Origin of the sequence: Peribacillus phoenicis (genome assembly GCF_047238085.1) — a bacterium.
Lineage (GTDB): Bacteria > Bacillota > Bacilli > Bacillales > DSM-1321 > Peribacillus.
The window spans coordinates 3,158,423-3,177,297 of sequence record NZ_JBDFMF010000001.1; the positions used below are offsets into that span (position 1 = coordinate 3,158,423).

General features: G+C 40.6%; 18 protein-coding genes. All 18 read right to left on the minus strand.

From position 1 onward, the window contains the following. Positions 1-29 precede the first annotated feature (29 nt). Positions 30-1,253: a hypothetical protein gene (locus ABC374_RS15415; RefSeq protein WP_413018759.1), complete on the minus strand. Its 1,224-nt coding sequence runs from the start codon at positions 1,251-1,253 to the stop codon at positions 30-32. Then, a complete protein-coding gene (gene sigX / locus ABC374_RS15420) occupies positions 1,219-1,779 on the minus strand; it encodes an RNA polymerase sigma factor SigX (RefSeq protein ID WP_098370848.1) in 561 nt (186 codons plus the stop codon). Before sigX ends, ABC374_RS15415 begins: the two co-directional genes overlap by 35 nt. Before the next feature lie 214 nt (positions 1,780-1,993). Beyond that, positions 1,994-3,787: an ATP-binding protein gene (locus ABC374_RS15425; RefSeq protein WP_350302907.1), complete on the minus strand. Its 1,794-nt coding sequence runs from the start codon at positions 3,785-3,787 to the stop codon at positions 1,994-1,996. Next, positions 3,784-4,500: a response regulator gene (locus tag ABC374_RS15430; protein WP_101222452.1), complete on the minus strand. Its 717-nt coding sequence runs from the start codon at positions 4,498-4,500 to the stop codon at positions 3,784-3,786. The genes ABC374_RS15425 and ABC374_RS15430 overlap by 4 nt, the downstream gene beginning before the upstream one ends. A 297-nt stretch (positions 4,501-4,797) precedes the next feature. Further along, positions 4,798-5,976, minus strand: a complete 1,179-nt coding sequence (gene ccsB / locus ABC374_RS15435) for a c-type cytochrome biogenesis protein CcsB (RefSeq protein ID WP_413018761.1) — start codon at positions 5,974-5,976, stop codon at positions 4,798-4,800. Continuing rightward, positions 5,969-7,618, minus strand: a complete 1,650-nt coding sequence (gene resB / locus ABC374_RS15440; protein ID WP_413018763.1) for a cytochrome c biogenesis protein ResB — start codon at positions 7,616-7,618, stop codon at positions 5,969-5,971. Before resB ends, ccsB begins: the two co-directional genes overlap by 8 nt. Positions 7,619-7,636: 18 nt before the next feature. Next, on the minus strand, positions 7,637-8,167 hold the full coding sequence (resA, locus tag ABC374_RS15445; RefSeq protein ID WP_144478468.1) for a thiol-disulfide oxidoreductase ResA: 531 nt from the start codon (positions 8,165-8,167) through the stop codon (positions 7,637-7,639). 208 nt (positions 8,168-8,375) lie between these two features. After that, positions 8,376-9,116, minus strand: a complete 741-nt coding sequence (gene rluB / locus ABC374_RS15450) for a 23S rRNA pseudouridine(2605) synthase RluB (protein ID WP_034308106.1) — start codon at positions 9,114-9,116, stop codon at positions 8,376-8,378. Between the two features lie 301 nt (positions 9,117-9,417). Then, the gene (locus tag ABC374_RS15455; RefSeq protein ID WP_396020129.1) at positions 9,418-9,945 is read right to left on the minus strand and encodes a spore maturation protein; all 528 of its coding nucleotides are present in this window, start codon (positions 9,943-9,945) and stop codon (positions 9,418-9,420) included. A 13-nt stretch (positions 9,946-9,958) separates the two neighbouring features. Further along, positions 9,959-10,552 (minus strand): nucleoside recognition domain-containing protein, encoded by a 594-nt coding sequence (locus tag ABC374_RS15460; RefSeq protein WP_101222457.1) that lies wholly within the window; start codon positions 10,550-10,552, stop codon positions 9,959-9,961. Further along, complete coding sequence (locus tag ABC374_RS15465) at positions 10,545-11,705, minus strand: D-alanyl-D-alanine carboxypeptidase family protein (protein WP_350299394.1); 1,161 nt, start codon at positions 11,703-11,705, stop codon at positions 10,545-10,547. The genes ABC374_RS15460 and ABC374_RS15465 overlap by 8 nt, the downstream gene beginning before the upstream one ends. A gap of 158 nt (positions 11,706-11,863) precedes the next feature. Next, on the minus strand, positions 11,864-13,510 hold the full coding sequence (locus tag ABC374_RS15470) for an FAD-dependent oxidoreductase (RefSeq protein WP_413018766.1): 1,647 nt from the start codon (positions 13,508-13,510) through the stop codon (positions 11,864-11,866). Between the two features lie 179 nt (positions 13,511-13,689). Further along, positions 13,690-14,253: an alkyl hydroperoxide reductase subunit C gene (gene ahpC, locus ABC374_RS15475; RefSeq protein WP_034308115.1), complete on the minus strand. Its 564-nt coding sequence runs from the start codon at positions 14,251-14,253 to the stop codon at positions 13,690-13,692. Between the two features lie 1,094 nt (positions 14,254-15,347). Then, positions 15,348-16,223 (minus strand): superoxide dismutase, encoded by an 876-nt coding sequence (locus ABC374_RS15480; protein ID WP_413018768.1) that lies wholly within the window; start codon positions 16,221-16,223, stop codon positions 15,348-15,350. A gap of 121 nt (positions 16,224-16,344) precedes the next feature. Next, positions 16,345-16,833 carry a YpuI family protein gene (locus ABC374_RS15485; RefSeq protein WP_137016092.1) on the minus strand — a complete coding sequence of 163 codons (489 nt, stop codon included), beginning with the start codon at positions 16,831-16,833 and terminating at the stop codon, positions 16,345-16,347. Between the two features lie 22 nt (positions 16,834-16,855). Next, positions 16,856-17,272: a hypothetical protein gene (locus ABC374_RS15490; protein WP_413018770.1), complete on the minus strand. Its 417-nt coding sequence runs from the start codon at positions 17,270-17,272 to the stop codon at positions 16,856-16,858. Between the two features lie 55 nt (positions 17,273-17,327). Next, positions 17,328-17,909: an SMC-Scp complex subunit ScpB gene (gene scpB / locus ABC374_RS15495; RefSeq protein WP_076365560.1), complete on the minus strand. Its 582-nt coding sequence runs from the start codon at positions 17,907-17,909 to the stop codon at positions 17,328-17,330. Continuing rightward, positions 17,896-18,663, minus strand: a complete 768-nt coding sequence (locus ABC374_RS15500) for a segregation/condensation protein A (RefSeq protein ID WP_101222464.1) — start codon at positions 18,661-18,663, stop codon at positions 17,896-17,898. The genes scpB and ABC374_RS15500 overlap by 14 nt, the downstream gene beginning before the upstream one ends. Between the last annotated feature and the right edge of the window lie 212 nt (positions 18,664-18,875).

Here is an 18,875-nt window from a genome sequence, read left to right on the forward strand (position 1 = left end):
GTACCATCATTTAGTCTTGGCTTCCTGCATCAATTCACCTGGTTCGGTGCTTCGGGCACCAATATGTCTTCAGTTAAATTCAGCTGGCCCACCTCTTCAATAGGAGCATTTTCAAATTTCACTTTTTCAAAGCCAAAATCCTTAGCTATGAAGAGTATGGCTTCTAAAGCTTGAAGGGATTCCTCACTATTTTCAATAGCAGCTTGATCTGATAATTGAATGATCACAAGATTTCCATTAGAGCTTATCCTTTCCCAGTTCAGGTCAGGCGGGATTGCAGGTGAAATTCCCTCGATGTCTGCCTCCCCTTTTCCAGCTTGCAGCGCCTCCTCAAAGTCCTGATATCCCATATTGCTTGGAACAAGAAACCTTGGGGAGGACTCATCCTTTTGGTAAAGCAGGTATGTGCGATTTTTTTGATGAGGTATATCCACCTCCTTTAAATATCCCGCATGCGCAAACATCGCACCTTGCTTACCATCTGTAGAAAATGTCATTTTCTCTATATTATTATAGGAAAGCGTTACCTCCATCGAATGGAGAAAAAGTGTATCTTCATCCAATAGTTGGCTTTTTTCTTGAAAATCAATATGAGCAGTTGCCGTATCGTTTCCTTGGCTTATCTTTATATCAAGTGGAAAATAGTCAGATAGCCCATATCGCTCTTCATTAATATCGGACATTTGATTAACTAACTGTTTCAATGTATCATTTTGATCATAATGTTTGAGTTTCATTGAAACGGGAACGATGAAATTCATTTGATCATCTGGGATACCCATCGTAATGATCGATGCATTGTTTAGGTCATCTTGATAGATCGCTTGTGCAAAGTTTTTTTCCTTTTTCCCTTTTCCGGGTTCCATTTCTGAAACCTCGTCTTTGGATTCGATTTTTGCTTGCTTACTCGAAAACTCTTGATAATCCTGTTTATCTTCTGGAGGATTTTCTTTGTTGCTTGCATCCTGCCGTTCATGATCTGCCGTTTCCTTATTTTCAGATAGAGATAATTTCCCACTACTGCCGCTGCCTTCTTGACTTGTCGTTCCTTTTTTTTCAATAATTAACGATGATGCCAAAACAACCATTAAGCATAAGGAGGCAACACCCGCAATTAGAGGTATCCAGTGTTTCTTTCTCTTTTTATCATGTATTCTCGCAAACACCTCTGACTTGGTTCGGTCATCTTTAAATTTCGGAAGCTCTCGGAGCAAGTCTTCAATTTCGCTTTCTTTCCAACGGGATCTTCTCAATGCGGTGGCCCTCCTTTCCTGATAAATCCTCCATCAACTTTTTAATAGCCTTCAAAGCACGGTGCTGGGTTGTTTTTACCTTACTTTCACTCCAATTCAATACTTCAGCAGTTTCCGTAATGGACAATCCCTGAATATATCGTAAAATGATGACGGATCTTTGATTCGTGGTACACCGGTTTAAGCATTGATAAATATCTTGGATTTCATCGTTCATGATAGCCACTTCTTCGGGAATGGGTTCTTTATCTTTTATCAATTGCCTATCCCAATCAAAGTTAGGAAAGATTTTGTCTTTCCACCCTTTTTGTTTCCGAAAGTAATCAATCGTCACATTTCTAGCAATCGAATACATCCACGTTTTTTCACTGCTCTTTCCTTCGAAGCGTTCATACGCCTTCATCACCCGGATATAGACCTCCTGAACAAGGTCCTCAGCCGTTTCTCGATTCTTTGTCATATAAAAAATGAATTGATAAATTTCCTGATGATATTTCTCATAAAGATCGTGGAAAACGGAATCCATCATTTCCCCACATCCGTTCATAAATATAGTCGTCAAACCTAAACAAAAGTTACATACTTCGGCTTTTATCTTATTATAAAATTCCGTTAATTTCCACAGATTCGGGACTTATCTGTTTCCTAAAAAAAAACAAAGACAAGTTGGAAAGAAATCCAATTGCCTTTGTCTTCTCAGTTCCTTATGAAACAAGATTTTTTGGCAAGCCACCCGTCATTCATTCAGCATTCTCCATAATTCGAGGCAGGATAAAACTGAACGTTGTCCCTTTATTAGGTAAACTGTTTACCGATATGAAGCCATCATGGGCATTGATTATATTTTTTACGATTGCCAAACCCAATCCGGTGCCCGAACGCCCGCGGGTCCTTGCTTTATCCGCTTTATAAAACCTCTCGAAAACAAAAGGCAGATCTTCTTCGGGAATTCCAGATCCAGAGTCCCTCACATCAATGATCAGACCCCTTCGATCACTTGTCCTCTGAATGACATCAATGTTACCTCCTGGAGGAGTATGACGAATCGCATTATCAATTAAATTGGTCAAAACCTGTTCAATACGGTCCGGATCGAAATGCCATTGAATTTGATCATCTTCAAGACTGGCTGATATTGTGATCCCTTTTTCTTTAGCCAGCCCGGAAAACTTACTTGTAATCCTCTTTAAATAAGGAGAAATAGGTACACATTCATAGCTAAGGTTCATTTTACCCGATTCCAATTTAGCAAGATCGAGCAGATCATTGACTAAACGTCCCATTCTCAAAGACTCATCATAGATGATGCGGGCCATTTCCACCTTTTCCTCTTCACTGCTCGCAATGTCATCTACAATCGCTTCACTATACCCCTGCAACATTGAAATCGGCGTTCTTAACTCATGGGAGACATTCGCTATGAAATCAGTCCTAAGTTTGTCCATACGTCTTTCATCACTCATATCCCGTATGATGGCCACCGCTCCCCGAATATTGTCGGCATTTGTATATAGCGGACTGACGATCAATCCCCAATCACGGCCCTGCAAGGTGATTTCACCGACCTTCTCCTTATCGAAGGATTCTGATTCATCAAAAAGATTCATTAAAACCAAGGGGACATTCACATTATCTTCCCGATTATAGCCCTTTTCAAAGTACCAGGATTGCAGAAACCTTTCCGCGGGCGGATTCGTTTCAAGAATTGTTCCATCTTTATTGAAGGTAATGACCCCATCTGCCATACTGCTAAGAATGCTTGAGAGATGTTCCTTTTCCTGACTAAGTGCATTCATATTGAATTTCAGCTGCTTCCTCATCTGATTAAACGCTATGGCCAGCTCACCGATTTCATCTTGAGTCAGAATTGGAACCTTTGTATCAAATTTCCCTCGGGCAATCGCTAGGGCGGCTTCCCTCATCTTCACCAATGGGGCATTGATTCTTGTGGATAAAAAGAAAGCAAAAATCGTTGTCAAAATAATGGCGATGCCCGCTGCCAATAAAATGAACTGTGTAGTGGATTTTGTGGTTTCTTCCATGGACTCCAACGATTGAAATAGAAAAACTTCATCCTGTTCCCCATTCAATTCAAGTGGAATGCCTACTACGATTGCTGACAATCCCTCGTTACCCGCATCATCGGAAAGCGCCATCTCCTTTTTCACAGTCTTTCTTTCCGTAAAAACCTTGAGTAATTCAGAATCTTTTTTTATGAGTTCCGGTGTGATTTCGAACTCATTATCTCCTCCGGTGGATGAGAATATCATTTTGTCATCATTAAGAATGATCATTTTCGCTTCGTTGCCTATTAGTTCCGAAGCTATTTGTAAAACCTCATTGCTGGATCCCTGATGTTCATTGGTAACCTTAATGATTTGTTCAGCGGTTTTGGTTAAATCATTTTCAATATTTTCAATTTGGAAATTCTCAAAGAATTCGACCAGCAGAACGGTTAAAACTATTAATACAAACGAAACGAGCAATAGGATCGTTGCCCATAGCTTCCCTACAACACTGCCCCATAGCATCAGTCATTTACGACTTCGAACTTGTAACCTACACCCCAAACGGTGACAATCATCTTGGCTGCGTTTTCGGATATGCGGTTTAATTTTTCACGTAAGCGTTTAACATGCGTGTCTACAGTTCGAAGATCTCCAAAGAATTCATAGTGCCACACTTCTTTTAACAATTGCTCCCGATCGAAAACCTTATCTGGGGATTTCGCCAAGAAATATAATAATTCATATTCTTTTGGTGTTAATGAAACCTCTTTGTTATCCGCAAGTACACGGTGGGCATCATTATCAATGGTTAGATGCGGGAAGACGATCACATCTTTTGCCGTCGTTTCCGTCTGCATGTAACTTGTGCTTGATGAGCGACGTAATAAAGCCTTAACCCTTAACACGACTTCACGGGGACTGAAAGGCTTTACGATATAATCATCGGTCCCCACTTCGAACCCTTGAACGCGGTTCACTTCTTCACCTTTAGCAGTCAGCATGATAATCGGTGTCGTTTTCTTTTCCCTTAACTCACGGCAAACTTCGATTCCATCTTTACCAGGCATCATAATATCCAATAAAATTAAATCATAATCATTTTCAAGGGCTTTTGTTAAAGCAACATCTCCATTTTCAGCTTCATCGATCATGTATTCTTCTCTTTCCAAATACATCTTTAGCAGCCGACGGATTCTTTCCTCATCATCCACCACGAGAATTTTAATAGCATTATACATTATGTATCAGCCTCCTATTCATATATTCTACAAAATGAAAACTTCCATGACTAATACTTTTTCCTCACAAAGTACGATAAAAAGCGTATTTCGCATGGCTTCCATGAACCTTTCACCATTTTGTCACAAAAAAAGACTTCGACCGCTACTAAGAGTTCATAAATGCTATTTCAACGAAATATTGTTTTATTAAAGGGAGTGACGAAAAAAAGGGATCATTTTCCAGAAAAACCGATAAACCAACTCATCGACGTTTCTATCAAAAGACCCCCTTCATCTAAATATTACAATACAGAATCAAGCATATGAATGCAAACCAGCAATAACTAGATTTACGAATATCAGGTTAAACATTATGATGGCAAAACCGATTACGGCAAGCCAAGCTGATTTTTCCCCTTGCCACCCCTTTGACATGCGCAGATGCAAGAAAGCCGCATAAAACAACCAAGTAACCAGTGCCCAGACCTCTTTCGGATCCCAGCCCCAGAATCGTGTCCAGGCCACTTGAGCCCAGATCATTGCAAAAATGAGGGCACCGAGTGTAAAGATCGGAAAACCGATAAGGACCGAACGATAACTAATCTCGTCCAATAAATTCAAATTCACATTTTTAACGATCGGTTTAATCAATGCTGCCACTCTTTTGCGAGCAATCAACCTTATTAAACCATACAGGACGAGTCCCGCACCGATTGACCAAATTACAGTATTCAGTTTCTTGGCATTGATCAGTGCAGGCATGTCCACCAGTGGTTCAAACCGATCCGTCTCGATGAGTTTCCCTTCATTTGGACCTACCAATGCCGGCAGGTTGAATTCCTGTTTGACCTCGGCACCATGTTTATCGACCCAATCAAAATTCGCCTTATAATCCATGGCAGCAAAAGAAGAAGTGATGATGACGAAACCGAGGGTGCAGACTAATGTAAACATGATGGTTTCAAGCCAGAACGTTCTTTTGCTTGATTGTGTCTGATCGACGAATTTGATTAAATAAATGATGGCAGTAATGAAACTTATGGCAAGGATTGACTGTCCTGCCGCTGCAGTCGTTACATGAATATGAAGCCAATCACTCTGCAGGGCAGGGATGAGTGGCGAAATCTCTGTAGGGAACATACTTGCATATGCGATTATCAATAACGCAATCGGCAAAGCGAATAGCCCAAGGGCAGGTGTTTTATAAAGAAAATAAATTAGTATGAAAGCACCGACCAGCATCATTCCGAAAAAGGTCGTAAATTCAAACAGGTTACTTACCGGGGCATGGCCGGCAGCAATCCATCTTGTGATGAAATACCCGATTTGCGCTGCAAATCCGATAATGGTGATGAAAATGCCCAGCTTAGCCCATTTGTTTTGTTTCTTTTCCTCCGCTCCCCGTTTATCCTTGATCGATCCCCCAAATAAAAAGGTAGCGATCAGATATAAAATGAAAGCCGCATATAAAAGGTTACTGCTTAGTTCAGCCATTTAAAACTTCCCCCTTACTAGAAGATTTCTCCTCTTCAAGTTGATCCATTGGTTCGGAAAGTGATGTTGATTCTATCGCTTGTTTTATATCTCTTTTAATGCCGTGCCAGTTTTTGTTTGTATGGCCGGCCAAAAGTATCTCATCATCTTTCCTCTTAATCCATATACGCCGGTGATTCCAATAAGACCCTTGGATAACGCCGATCATGAAGATGATTCCACCCGTGAATAGGATCCAAAGCGTTAAATCCTTCCTGACGGTCAAAGCCGTGACATCTTGGGTTTCCACACCATTAAAAGCCATTTTATAAGTGTTTTCCCCTAAAGGCTCCACAGTCTCCTTAATTGCCACGAAACTGACTTCACCCTCTGGCTTATCCGGAGTATGCATTTTAAAGATAAATGCTGGATTATTCGGAATCTTCGATATCGTTCTAGGCTCGCCTTTTTCATCGAACTCGAAATCGGGGAAGTAACTGATCAAGTCAACGGAATATCCTTCTTTCAACTCGTATTTCTTTTGAGGGTTGTTCAAATCAACCTTTAAGCTGCCATATTTCTCTTCAGTTTTTTTATTTATCAAATTAAAAGCCATCGTGCTGAGCTCATCCAGTTTATAGTCTACTTGGTAGAGAGCATAATGATCATGTTTCAAAGGTTCGTTGACTTTGATTTTATAATCTTTAAGCTTTTCAAGGTCCACTTTTTCCCCTGGTAAGGTTTCTCCCTTGCGCTCATAGAGCGTAACATCGGATTGATAGGTTTTTGCGATCGTACCGGTTTTATCAATTGCAGCACTGTACTGCTCATCTTCTTCATTCTCTTTGTCATACACCTCTAAGGTAAATTCATTATTCTGGAGGTAGTATTCACCATTTGTACCCGGGATTTCTTTTCTCTCGCCTTCACGCAGCCAAAGTACTTTGTCGATATACATCCCAGGGACGGAACGCAATAATGCTCCAATTAAAAAAATGATAAGTCCAATATGATTTACATAGGGTCCCCAACGTGAAAAACGACCCTTTTCGGCAAGTATATGACCGTTTTCCTCACGTATATGATAACGCTGCCTTTTTAGTCTATCCTTTACTTCTTCAAGGTTTATATCTTGGTCTTCCAGCTTTGTCACCCCATAAATCCGCTGACGTTTCATGAACCCGTCATGGCGTGTGACCCCTTGTTTTTTTAACGATCGATATAACGGAAAGAACCGGTCGATACTGGCAATCAATAGTGATATGCCCAGCATGCCTATGATAATCAAATACCACCATGAACTATACAAGTTATGAAACCCGAGTTCATAATACACCATTCCGAACCAGCCGTATTCCAGTTCATAATGCTCTGCAGGCGTAGCTGTTGAAGGGATGTACATTTCCTGGGGTAAAATCGTCCCGATAGCTGAAGCGATCAAGGCAATGACAATGAGCGTCACCCCGACCTTAACGGAAGAAAAGAAGTTCCATATTTTATCGATGATCGTTTTTTTATATGTTTGTGAACGCCTGGCACTTCCTTCATATCTCATATCAATAAGCTTGTTTTCTTTTTCGTTATCAAGCACCATACCGCATTTCCCACAAATGTTTGTGCCAAACGGATTTACATGACCACAATCGCACTTTACTTCTTTCATGTCAAAAACTCCCCAATATTATGGTTTAATTCTCTCCATATGCTTTTGGATGCTCTCTTCTGTCAAAGCTCCGGTGATGATATCTATCACTTTCCCCTCTTTATCAACCAAAAAGGTGACAGGCAATATATCCACGCGATAAGCATTTTCCACTTCCCTACCTTTATCGATCATGACAGGAAAGGTAAGATCATGCTTTGTAATGAAATTATTGACAGCATAGTCAGATTCCCCGACATTAACCGCCAATATCTCAACGCCCTGGTCTTTAAAGTTTTTATATTGATTTTCCATATAAGGCATTTCATATTCACACGGCTTGCAATATGTACCCCAAAAGTTCAGGAAGACGCCTTTTCCCTTGTAATCGGAAAGTTTATGCTCTTTGCCTTCCATATCAGTCAAGACGAAATTGGGTGCATCGGATCCTTTTCTCAGACTCTCATTCTTATCTTTAGTGAAGTTCGTATAAAGGGCAAACACTAAAGCTGCACCTAAAAGCAGGAGAATGATGGTTCTGCTAATTAGGCGTCGCTTCTTTTTATCCATAGAGATCCTCCTAAGGCCACACTAAATTTAACCATACCATTATACCATTTAACGCCATGTCCTTTTTATTTACATTTCTGAAGGTTTTGTGACATTCTTTCCCGATTCATGAAGGAAAAGGTATTTACAGGTTGTTTTCCACCACCCATTCTTCCAGGAGAAGAATGAGGTAGTGGTTTCAACCTATCAATACAGGAAAAATCCTTATCTACATTCTCCGCTGTTTAGGCTCGGTCGTTGCTAATGTCCGCATTAATTTAACTTCATGTGGAGTCAGCTCCCGGGAATCTCCTGCTGTTAAACCGTCCAAGGTCAAGAAACCATATTGTTCCCTCTTCAATTTAATGACGGGATGGCCAATTGCTTCGAACATCCGGCGGACTTGCCTGTTCCTGCCTTCATGTATTGTGATTTCAACGATGGCCGTTTCCTTTTTCTTGTCGGTAGACAATACCCTTGTCTTGGCTGGAGCAGTCTTGCCGTCCTCCAACTTGATACCTTTATCCAGCTTTTTCAAGCTTTCACGCAAAGGCATACCTTTCACTTTTGCCACATACACTTTGTCCACTTCATGCTTCGGATGCATTAATGTGTTTGCAAATTCTCCGTCATTCGTTAAAATCAATAAGCCCGAAGTATCGTAATCCAAGCGGCCAACTGGATAAATCCGTTCATTGATGTAAGGGAAAAAGTCCGTTACTACTTTTCTGTTCTTATCATCAGAAACTGCCGAAATGACGCCGCGCGGTTTATAGAATAGGAAATAAACCGGGGCTTCTTTTTCAAGCGGGACTTCATTAACCTCAACCTTATCATTAGGCCCCACCTTCACACCTAATTCCTTCACTACTTTGCCGTTCACTTTTACCTTACCTTCTAAAATCAACTCTTCTGCTTTACGGCGGGAAGCCAGTCCAGCATGTGCTATCACCTTTTGTAATCGTTCCATCTATCTTCACCCCATAGTATAATCATTCGTTTGTTATTGTCTATACATACACAATCATACAATTATTACATATTGAAAGGCAAAAACAAAAGGTTTTTCGCGATTAAGAGCTTTTCTTTTATTATTACACCAATAATGGGACGGTTAAATGGGTTGGTTTCCATAATGAGTGTAACATAGCTTATTTTTCCATACAAAAAAATGTTTCTTTTGATGAAAGTTTGAATGCACCTTATTAATGGAGGGCTAATTTTAAGAAAAAAGACAAAAAAAAGAAATGGAATCGCCCATTTCCCTACCTTTAATTCATACCGAAAACCAGTGTGACGACAATAACGGCAGCTATGATTCCGATCAAGTCTGCCAAAAGGCCGACCTTAAGGGCATCACCCATTTTTTTGATTCCGACGGCTCCAAAATAAACGGTCAATACATAGAAGGTGGTATCTGTACTTCCCTGAATCGTGGCAGCCAAGCGCCCAACAAAGGAATCCGGTCCATAAACCGATATCAGGTCGCTGGTGATTCCTAAAGCGGCTGTTCCGGATATTGGTCTAATTATCGCAAGAGGTAAAACCTCAGACGGAAAATGAAGAAAGGAAAGCAATGGGTGCAGTGATTGTACAATGAAATCCAAGGCCCCTGATGCCCTAAATACTGAAATCGCCACAAGCATCCCTACCAGGAAAGGGATGAGGGAAAAGGACATGCTGATTCCTTCTTTCCCCCCCTCAACGAAGGTCTCATAGGTGGGAACTCTTTTCAATGTGCCGTAGAGTAATATACAGAGAATCAAAATCGGTATCATCCAAATTGAAATGGTGGTCATCCAGTGCAACATCTTATTCCCTCCCGTTCCTCTTTCTCCTGTAATAAAAATATCGATCTATCGCGATTCCTCCAACGGCAGAAATGGCCGTTGCTATTATGGTCGGAAAAACGATGTCCGTCGGGGAGTGGGCATCGTAATTCATGCGGATCGCAATGACAGTAGTTGGAATCAACGTTACGCTTGAGGTATTGATTGCTAAAAAAGTGACCATCGAGCGGCTGACCGTTGCTTTTCCTCCATTTAGTTTCTTTAGCTGTTCCATGGCTTTTATACCAAGAGGCGTAGCTGCATTCCCCAATCCGAATGTGTTTGCCATCATATTGGAAAGTATATACCCCATAGCGGGATGATTAGGAGGAACTTCAGGGAACAGCCATCTCATGAATGGCTTGAACAAGTTGGATAGTTTATCTAACAGCCCCGATTCCTCTGCTATTTTCATCAGACCGAGCCAAAAAACAAGTATGCTCATCAATCCCAGACAAAGGGTGACCGCTTCCTTTGCGCTGACAAAAAGAGCTTCATTCACCTGTTCCATCGTCCCATTAACCATACCAAAGACAATACCGATCACAAACATCCCGAACCAAATGTAATTAACCATTTCGTCCGATTCCCAATACCGCTTCAAATACCTCAGCCCAAGAAGATTGGAATGATTGTTGCTTGAAGCTTTCTTTTGCTTCCCCATAAAAAATCGAACGAGTGCCTATTTTCTTTCCATCGAGATAGATGGATGCTCTGCCGACCACTTCCGGGATTTTCCTTTTATCTTTCCAAGCCTTCTGAGGCTTCAGCAATTTCATTTTCACATTGACCAATTCTCTCTCTTCTTTTGTCAGTGGGTACGAAAAATCATTTTTAATGTAGACATGCCCTTTATATATTTCATTTTCCATATTTTTTACCATGCCTTCGGGTAAAATTTCTGTCGGCTTATAATCCTTAAAGGCGGATTCGTACATTTGAATATGATCATTCCAATCATCCGGACCATTCAATGTCACAGCAATCAGGTCATGTTCGTTTTTTGTTGCCGTCGTGACCAAAGTACGTTTTGCTAGTTTGGTATACCCTGTTTTCCCTCCTGTGCAATACTCATATAGTTGTGTAAGCAAACGGTTTTTGTTCTTCCATACATAATCCCATTGTTCAGTGGAATTAGGTGCTCTGTGTTCCTTTGTGCCGGCAATCTTTGCATACGTTTTATTTTGCATGGCATAACGAGTGAGTATGGCCATATCATATGCGGTTGAATAATGGTTCTTCGTATTATCCAAACCATGTGGGTTTGAAAAATGGGTATTTTTCATACCGATTTCTTCAGCTTTTTGATTCATCATCCAGACGAATCCATCCAGGCTTCCGCCAACCTTTTCGCTGATTGCGACTGCTGCATCATTACCTGAACGAAGCATCAAACCATAAACCAAATCTTCGAGCTTAATTTTTTCTCCTACTTTTAAATAAAGTGAAGAGCCCTCCGTCCCGAAGGCATTGCTGCTTACCTTCACCGTTTCATCCATTTGTCCCGATTCAATAGCCAAGATAGCCGTCATTATTTTCGTAATGCTTGCAATACGGTTCTTTTCATGGGCATTCACTTCATAAATGACCCTTCCGCTATCCTCATCCATTAAAATCGCACTATGGGCACTTACGGATACATTTGCTTTGGCGCTTTGTACAGGAGCCATAAAAGACAACAGGAGAATGACGATACACAAACTTGATAACCCTTTATATGGAAAACGCATGAGTGCCCCCTCGTCTCTTTACTTGTTTTTGTACAAGTTTATGCAAAGGGACAAGGGTTATGAATAAAAGAATGTAACCCTTCATGTTATCTACCGATTTTCTCAGTGATTTCCCATAAAAAAAATCGATAGGGGGCCCCTATCGATTTAGTGTTCTATCATACTAATAATGCAGCGATTTCATCAATTTTCTTAGCTCCGAATACCACTTCTTCATCATTGATAATCATGGCCGGCACGCTCATGACTTTATATTTCTTCTTGATTTCCTGGAAATTGCTTATATCGACCATTTCAGCTTCAACGTTAGGGTTTTCAATCGCTATGCGCTGAGCGCCCACTACAACGTCAGGACAGTAGTGACATGCCAATGAAACCATAACCTTAATGTTCGCTTTTTTACTGATACCCTTGATTGAATTCAATACGGCTGAATCCAATGCTTGACCAGGTCCGGCCAGGTTATAGATAGCCAAAATGAAGGAATTCAACTCATGGCCGCCAGGTACACCGTGGTATTTGACGCCACTGTATTCACCATTCGAATTTAAGAGGGAAACGACAGGGAACTTATCTGCATTGATTTTTTCTTCAATTTCCACATTTTCCCCTTTGTTGTATAACTCAAGATGAAGCTTATCTCCTAATTCCGCAACATCCAACAAGAAGTCTCGCAATTCAACTGATTTTGGCAAACTTTCATCGACGATGGACACTAATGTAACGTCACTCTCCATCTTGCCGAAGATTCCCTTTAATTGGCCACGTAACGCATCACTCAATAAAGCGCTTTTGCCTGCCGGGACTGCTGCCTGTTCTTTTTTCGCCGGTTTCTCAACTTCAGGTTCATCTTTGATTCCCAGGCGATCTTTTTCTTCTGCAATATATTTACCGGCATCCGTTGCTGCAATCGCTCCGTCGGATACAGCTGTGATAATCTGGCGCAAGGATTTTGGCCTTAGATCGCCCGCGGCATAAACACCCTTCACATTAGTCTTCATATCATCATCGGTTAAAATGTAACCAGCATCATCCATTTCGATATGGCCATTGAAAACCTCTGTTTTCGGCTCGTAACCTATGAAAACGAATACGCCAAACGTACTGTCTTCTTCCTTCGCCTTATATTCAAATTCTTCTTTAGTCGCATTATTGATGAAACGGGCACTTTGAATCATCCCGTCTCCATATACCCCAAGGATTTCAGTATTGAATTTCACTTCAATCTTATCATTTGCCATTACTTTATCAACAATGGACGGGGCACACGAGAAGCTTGATTCCCGGGCGATGATTGTAACTTTTGTTGCAAAGCGTGTCAGGAAAATAGCTTCTTCAGCAGCTGCATATCCTGCCCCGATAACGAAAACTTCCAATCCTTCAAAGAATTCACCATCACATGTTGAACAATAAGCTACACCGCGGCCGGTAAATTCCTCTTCACCTGGAAATCCTAGTGTCCTTGGAGAAGCACCCGTTGCAATGATGACGGCGCGTGCATGGTAGTCCCCGCCAAGTGTTTTTACGACTTTCACCTCACCGGAGAAATCCACGCCCGTTACATCGGCTTTGGCGAACTCAACGCCGAAATCTTCGTTTTGAAGCTTCATTTCTTCAACTAACCTAGGGCCCGATATATGACGGATACCAGGATAATTGGCTATTTCCGACGTAGTTGCAGCTTGTCCGCCGCCAGTTCCTTTTTCTAGGATTATTGTTTTTAACTTAGCTCTTCCTGCATAAACACCGGCTGAGAGGCCTGCAGGACCGCCACCAATAATTAATAAATCATATATTTTTTTCATCTTTTGTGCTCCTTGCTGAATGATTATACGTGCTAAACTGATTATTTTGAAAAACAAAAGGCACTTATTTTAGGTAAGTGCCTTTTGTCATTAGATCATGTCGGACGATTTGTCCAGTAATCGTAATCAATGCTGGGTATGTCCATTACCTGTAGAAATGGACCCTCCCATATTAAAAATTAAAGTTTACCTACAAGGTCTAGGCTTGGTTCAAGAGTATCTTCACCTGGAGTCCATTTTGCAGGGCAAACTTTATCTCCATGTTCCGCTACGAATTGTGCAGCTTGAACTTTTCTTACAAGTTCTTCTGCATTACGGCCAATTCCTAAATCATTGACTTCGTATGCTTTAATTTGTCCTTCTGGATTTACGATGAAAGTTCCACGAAGAGCCAAACCATCTTCTTCAATCAATACACCGAATTGACGGGATAAAACGTTTGCTGGGTCAGCTAGCATTGGATATTGGATTTTACCGATTGTATCAGTAGCATCAGCCCATCCTTTGTGGCTGAAATGAGTATCTGTTGAAACTGAGTAAACTTCACAACCGATTTCCTTGAATGTTTCATAGTTATCTTGAAGATCAGCTAATTCAGTTGGACATACGAAAGAGAAGTCAGCTGGGTAGAAAAAGAATACTGCCCATTTTCCTTTAACATCTTCAAGTGTTACTTCTTTGAACTCTCCTGCATGGTAAGCTTGTACTTTAAAATCTTCAACTTGTTTATTGATCAATGACATAATAAATTCCTCCAATAGCTATTTTTTTATCTGCTCCTATTTATAATAATTATTAAATAGAAACTAGTCAATAAATATACCTTAATAATTTTTAAGTTCACAAATTGGTCACAGTTTTTATATTGATATAAATTAATTATTTTTAAAAACCCATAGTACTTCAAATTAGCATTATTAACACATTTCCAATGTTATTTCAAGGATTTAAATAAGACATATGCTCATTATTTCGTGAGATGATATCATCTCCCTTTCAATCTAATTATATTTTCCAAATGAGAATCATAAGTCGCTTTAAAATTAAATTAGCAGGTTCTCCTTCATATCCTTGCCATAATTTCCCTAAAAAATTCTTGATACAAAATTTCAGGCAAAAAAAAACGAACCTTTACGGCTCGTGTCAGTTTGACGGCAAAATGTTGTTCGGATTCCGAATAGTAAGGTGAAGGTCGAAAAAAATTTGTGAACGGTCGAATATAGTGCCTCAACGGTCGAATACTGTGCTGGGTAGGTTGAATAAAGTGTGGTTTAGGTCGATAAACTGCGTTAACATCCCAAGACAGTGCTGCGGGTCGAATAAAGCGCTCTGGTCTTTATGTTTTTTTAAAGCTGTTTTCGCATACTTTGTTGCTATTTACTAAGTAGTGCGGTGTGGTTGATTTCCCCTCCAGATGCTCGCTTTCCGCGGGGCGGGCGGTGAGCCTCCTCGGCGTAAACGCCTGTGGGGTCTCACCTGTCCCGCTGCTCCCGCAGGAGTCTCGCACTTCCGCTCCAATCAACCTTAAATAGTTTCGTTTTAAAAACAACGATCTTTACGAAAAGAGCCTTTTTTTACTGTAACCTTCATTGAATTGAGAAACTTGCGACACTACTGCCGAAAATCCGGCTACCCGAGACACCAAAGGTGCTTACTTTGATTTGGCTTGGCAGACAGTCGGCGGAAAGGGAGCTGATTTCTGAAATCTACTGAACTTTTCAAATAAAAAACTGCAGGCAAACTGAGTATTCATCGAGTTTGTCTACAGTCTGGAACGTACCTTTACAGCTCATGTATTTGTATTTGTTTCTCCAAAAACTTTACTATATTTTATCTGTTATTGCTTTTTCCAAATTAGCTTTTTCGCTTCGGTGAACCTTACGGCTGTTTTCGGCCAGTTTACAACGTCCCACCATTTGTCCACATAGGCTGCCCGATTATTTTTATATTGCAGGTAATAAGCATGTTCCCATACATCAAGAACAAGGATTGGGATTGTATCCCACTGGGTCAAAACCATATGCAATTCCGATTGAAGTATTTCTAGTCGCCGCGCACGCGGAACCCAGACTAAAATTGCCCAGCCAACACCTTCTACTTGTTTGGCAGCTTCACTAAAATGACTTTTAAAAGCGGCAAAGCTTCCAAAATCCTTCTCAATCTGGTTAAGTAAATCCCCCCTTGGCTGTCCGCCCCCTCCCGGAATCATCTCTTCCCAGAACAGCGTATGGAGATAATGGCCTGACCCATGAAAGGCTGCTTCCTTTTCCCAATGTTTCAACAAGGAAAAATCTTTCGTTTCCCTCGCTTTTTTCATCATCAATTCCGCTTTATTCAGACCATCGACATATGCTTGATGATGCTTATCATGGTGCAGATACATGATTTCCCTCGAAATCGTCGGCTCCAACGCATCATAGGCATAAGGTAACGGCGGTAGCGTATGCTTCCCAATCGGTACCGATTGCCTTTCCTGTATATTGAATTCCCTAGCGAGCTCTTCAATTTCCTCGTAGACCCGAGCCATCTCTTCTTCAATCAGGACCATATCCTCATAATCCATTTCTTCCTCATCCATATCTTTTGTCATCTCGGAAAGCCGTTCAATATTTGACAGCACTGGCGAATCGGTGATATCGATCTTCTCAAGGTATTCCATCACTTCATCAACCCAATCACTTACCTCTTTAGCATAATCTCTTTCATCAGACATCTTGCAACCTCCTCTTAGCCTTTATGCACATAAATCATCAAAGTATTTTATGTTTCGAATAAGCGGAGATTCCATTTATAGATAAAAAAAACAGCAAGGCCTATTAAGCCTAGCTGTTTCATTATCTTGACTGTAACATTTTCGTCCGGTAATCCGTTTCATAAAACTCCAATTCTTCACGCATGGTCTGGAATCCACTTTCCACGGCCTTCAGAATGGATATTATGCTGTCAGGTACACTTTGGTGAAATTTAATCGAGTTTTTCCCTGTATAGGCAGATCTGCTGTCCTCAAACCACCGATCTGATTTTGGGGAAAAGTATTCTTCGATACATTGATGATATATTCTATAAAGCGTCTTTTCAGCTGCGGCTTTATTGAAAACATCATTTTTCAGAACGATTTGGCAAGCCTCCAAGCCCTCTTCACAACTTACAAGCATTCTTCTTAAACTGGAAAGGATCCCTTTATAATAGGTTTCATCCCCGCTTTTTTCTTCTTGCAGCTTAGAATAGGTCGTCTCATTTATAAATTCCTCTAGCTGAGCCACTGTCGTTTCTAAAAAGCCTTTTACATCCTCAAGCTGAGATTTTACCAATGTATTCCCCAACCGTGAACCCTCCTCAAAATGATTAAGATTGAAAATAATAGTCAACATGTGATTCTATATCATATGGTTTAGCTTGGTCAATAGATATAAACACTTTCTCCAATTTTTCAAAATCCATATTTTCGAAATAACCAGCCAGCTCTTTTTCTGCATTTATATATATACGTTTTCGGTTAACCAGGCTCGGGTCCTTGAGTAGACAAACCATGGCAATGATATCAGCCATATAAATATCCCTGTTAGGGCTTTTGAATATGGGATTGGCGGGATATGGGGTCCAACGAGTGACCATCTCATCAAAATAGCGAAGATACAGTACATTCAGCGTCTTTTCTTCTCCATCCTTTATGTATTGTATAACGGATCGATTAAAGAAGTCCTCAGGTGAATTTGACTTTGACTTTTCAAGCCCAAATCCATTGCATGCTACAATTTGCACCCGCAATCCCCCCGCATTCATTTTTTTCTATATTATCACAATTTAAAGAAAAATGTTATTCGATTGTTTGCTGAAATTTTTCAAAAAACAGATCGGCTTCACCATTTTCAAAGCTATCATCCGAATTATCGGCGAGAGGCGGTAATTCATCTATGGAATTCAGGCCGAAGTAATCCAAAAACTCTTTTGTTGTCCCATATAAATAAGCCCGGCCGGAGCCTTCAGCACGTCCGACCTCTTTTATTAAGACTTTAGTGACAAGTGTATGAATGGGGCGTTCCGTTTTCACTCCGCGAATTTCATCAATTTCCGCTCTGGTAATCGGCTGCTTATAGGCAATGATTGCGAGTGTTTCCAAGGCCGCCTGGGACAAGCCTTGAGTGCTTGATGTTTCCACTAGCCTTTTCAAGTAATCCGAGTGCTCTTTCTTTGTCGTCATTTGATAAACACCCGCTATTTCGATCACCTGAATCCCACGTACATCCGATATATATTCTTCCTTCAAACTTTCAACGATGTCAGTTGCTTGATATTCCGTAATTTCCAGGACAGAGGCAATTTGTTTGACGGAGAGCCCTTCATCTCCGGCAGCAAACAATAATGCCTCAAGAATCCCTTTCCAATTAATAACTTCCAACTGGTTCTACACCTTCCTTAGCAGCAATCATGATTTCCGAAAAATTATCTTCCTGTTCAACGATGATTTCATTTAGTTTCATCAGTTCCAGCACCGCCATGAAAGTGATGACGATATGCTCCTTAACCGGGAGCGAAAACAGTTCAAAAAAACTTTTCTTCCCTTTTATTGATTGTAACTCAATCATGATTTCATCCATTCGTTTCTCTATCGATATCTCTTGTTTCGTTACTTTCGTGTATAGCGGCTTTTGAATTTTTTGCCTTCGCAGCAGTTTTTGCAGAGCACCCAACATATCATATAGACTTATATTCAACTCTTGTTTATCACTTTCCGCTTCTTTAACATAAACAGATAAATCACTTGGGGGTTTAGTGAACAGCAAGCTGCGTTCTTCTTCCATCCCTTTAAATTCTTCGGCTGCATATTTATACTTTTTATATTCTAATAGTTTTTCCACAAGCTCGTCCCGTGGATCTTCCTCAAATATTTCCCCATCTTCATCAATCAATTGTTCATCTTCATGCTTTGGAAGCAACATTTTACTCTTGATGGCAAGCAGTGTTGCAGCCATCACCAGATATTCGCTGGCCACATCCAATTCCAGATGCTGCATTGTATGGATGTACCCTAGGTATTGATCTGTAATATCAGCCATCGGAATATCGTAGATGTCTATTTCCAGGCGATTAATCAAATGCAGGAGTAAATCCATCGGACCTTCGAAAGCGTCAATTTTTATATTATAACCCATTAAATTACCTCATTTAAATCTAATTGGCCAAAAAAGGCCTATTTCTTTTACTAATCAAGTATAGTGGATTGCCGCCCTTTATCCAAATAATAATTTACTGTCCCTAGAAAAGTTTTTATTAGGGATTTCCGACAAATGGGTCGTTGCCCAATCACATTACGAAATCCAACATAACCTAGAAATGTAAGAATAGCAGAACAAAGGAGGTACTC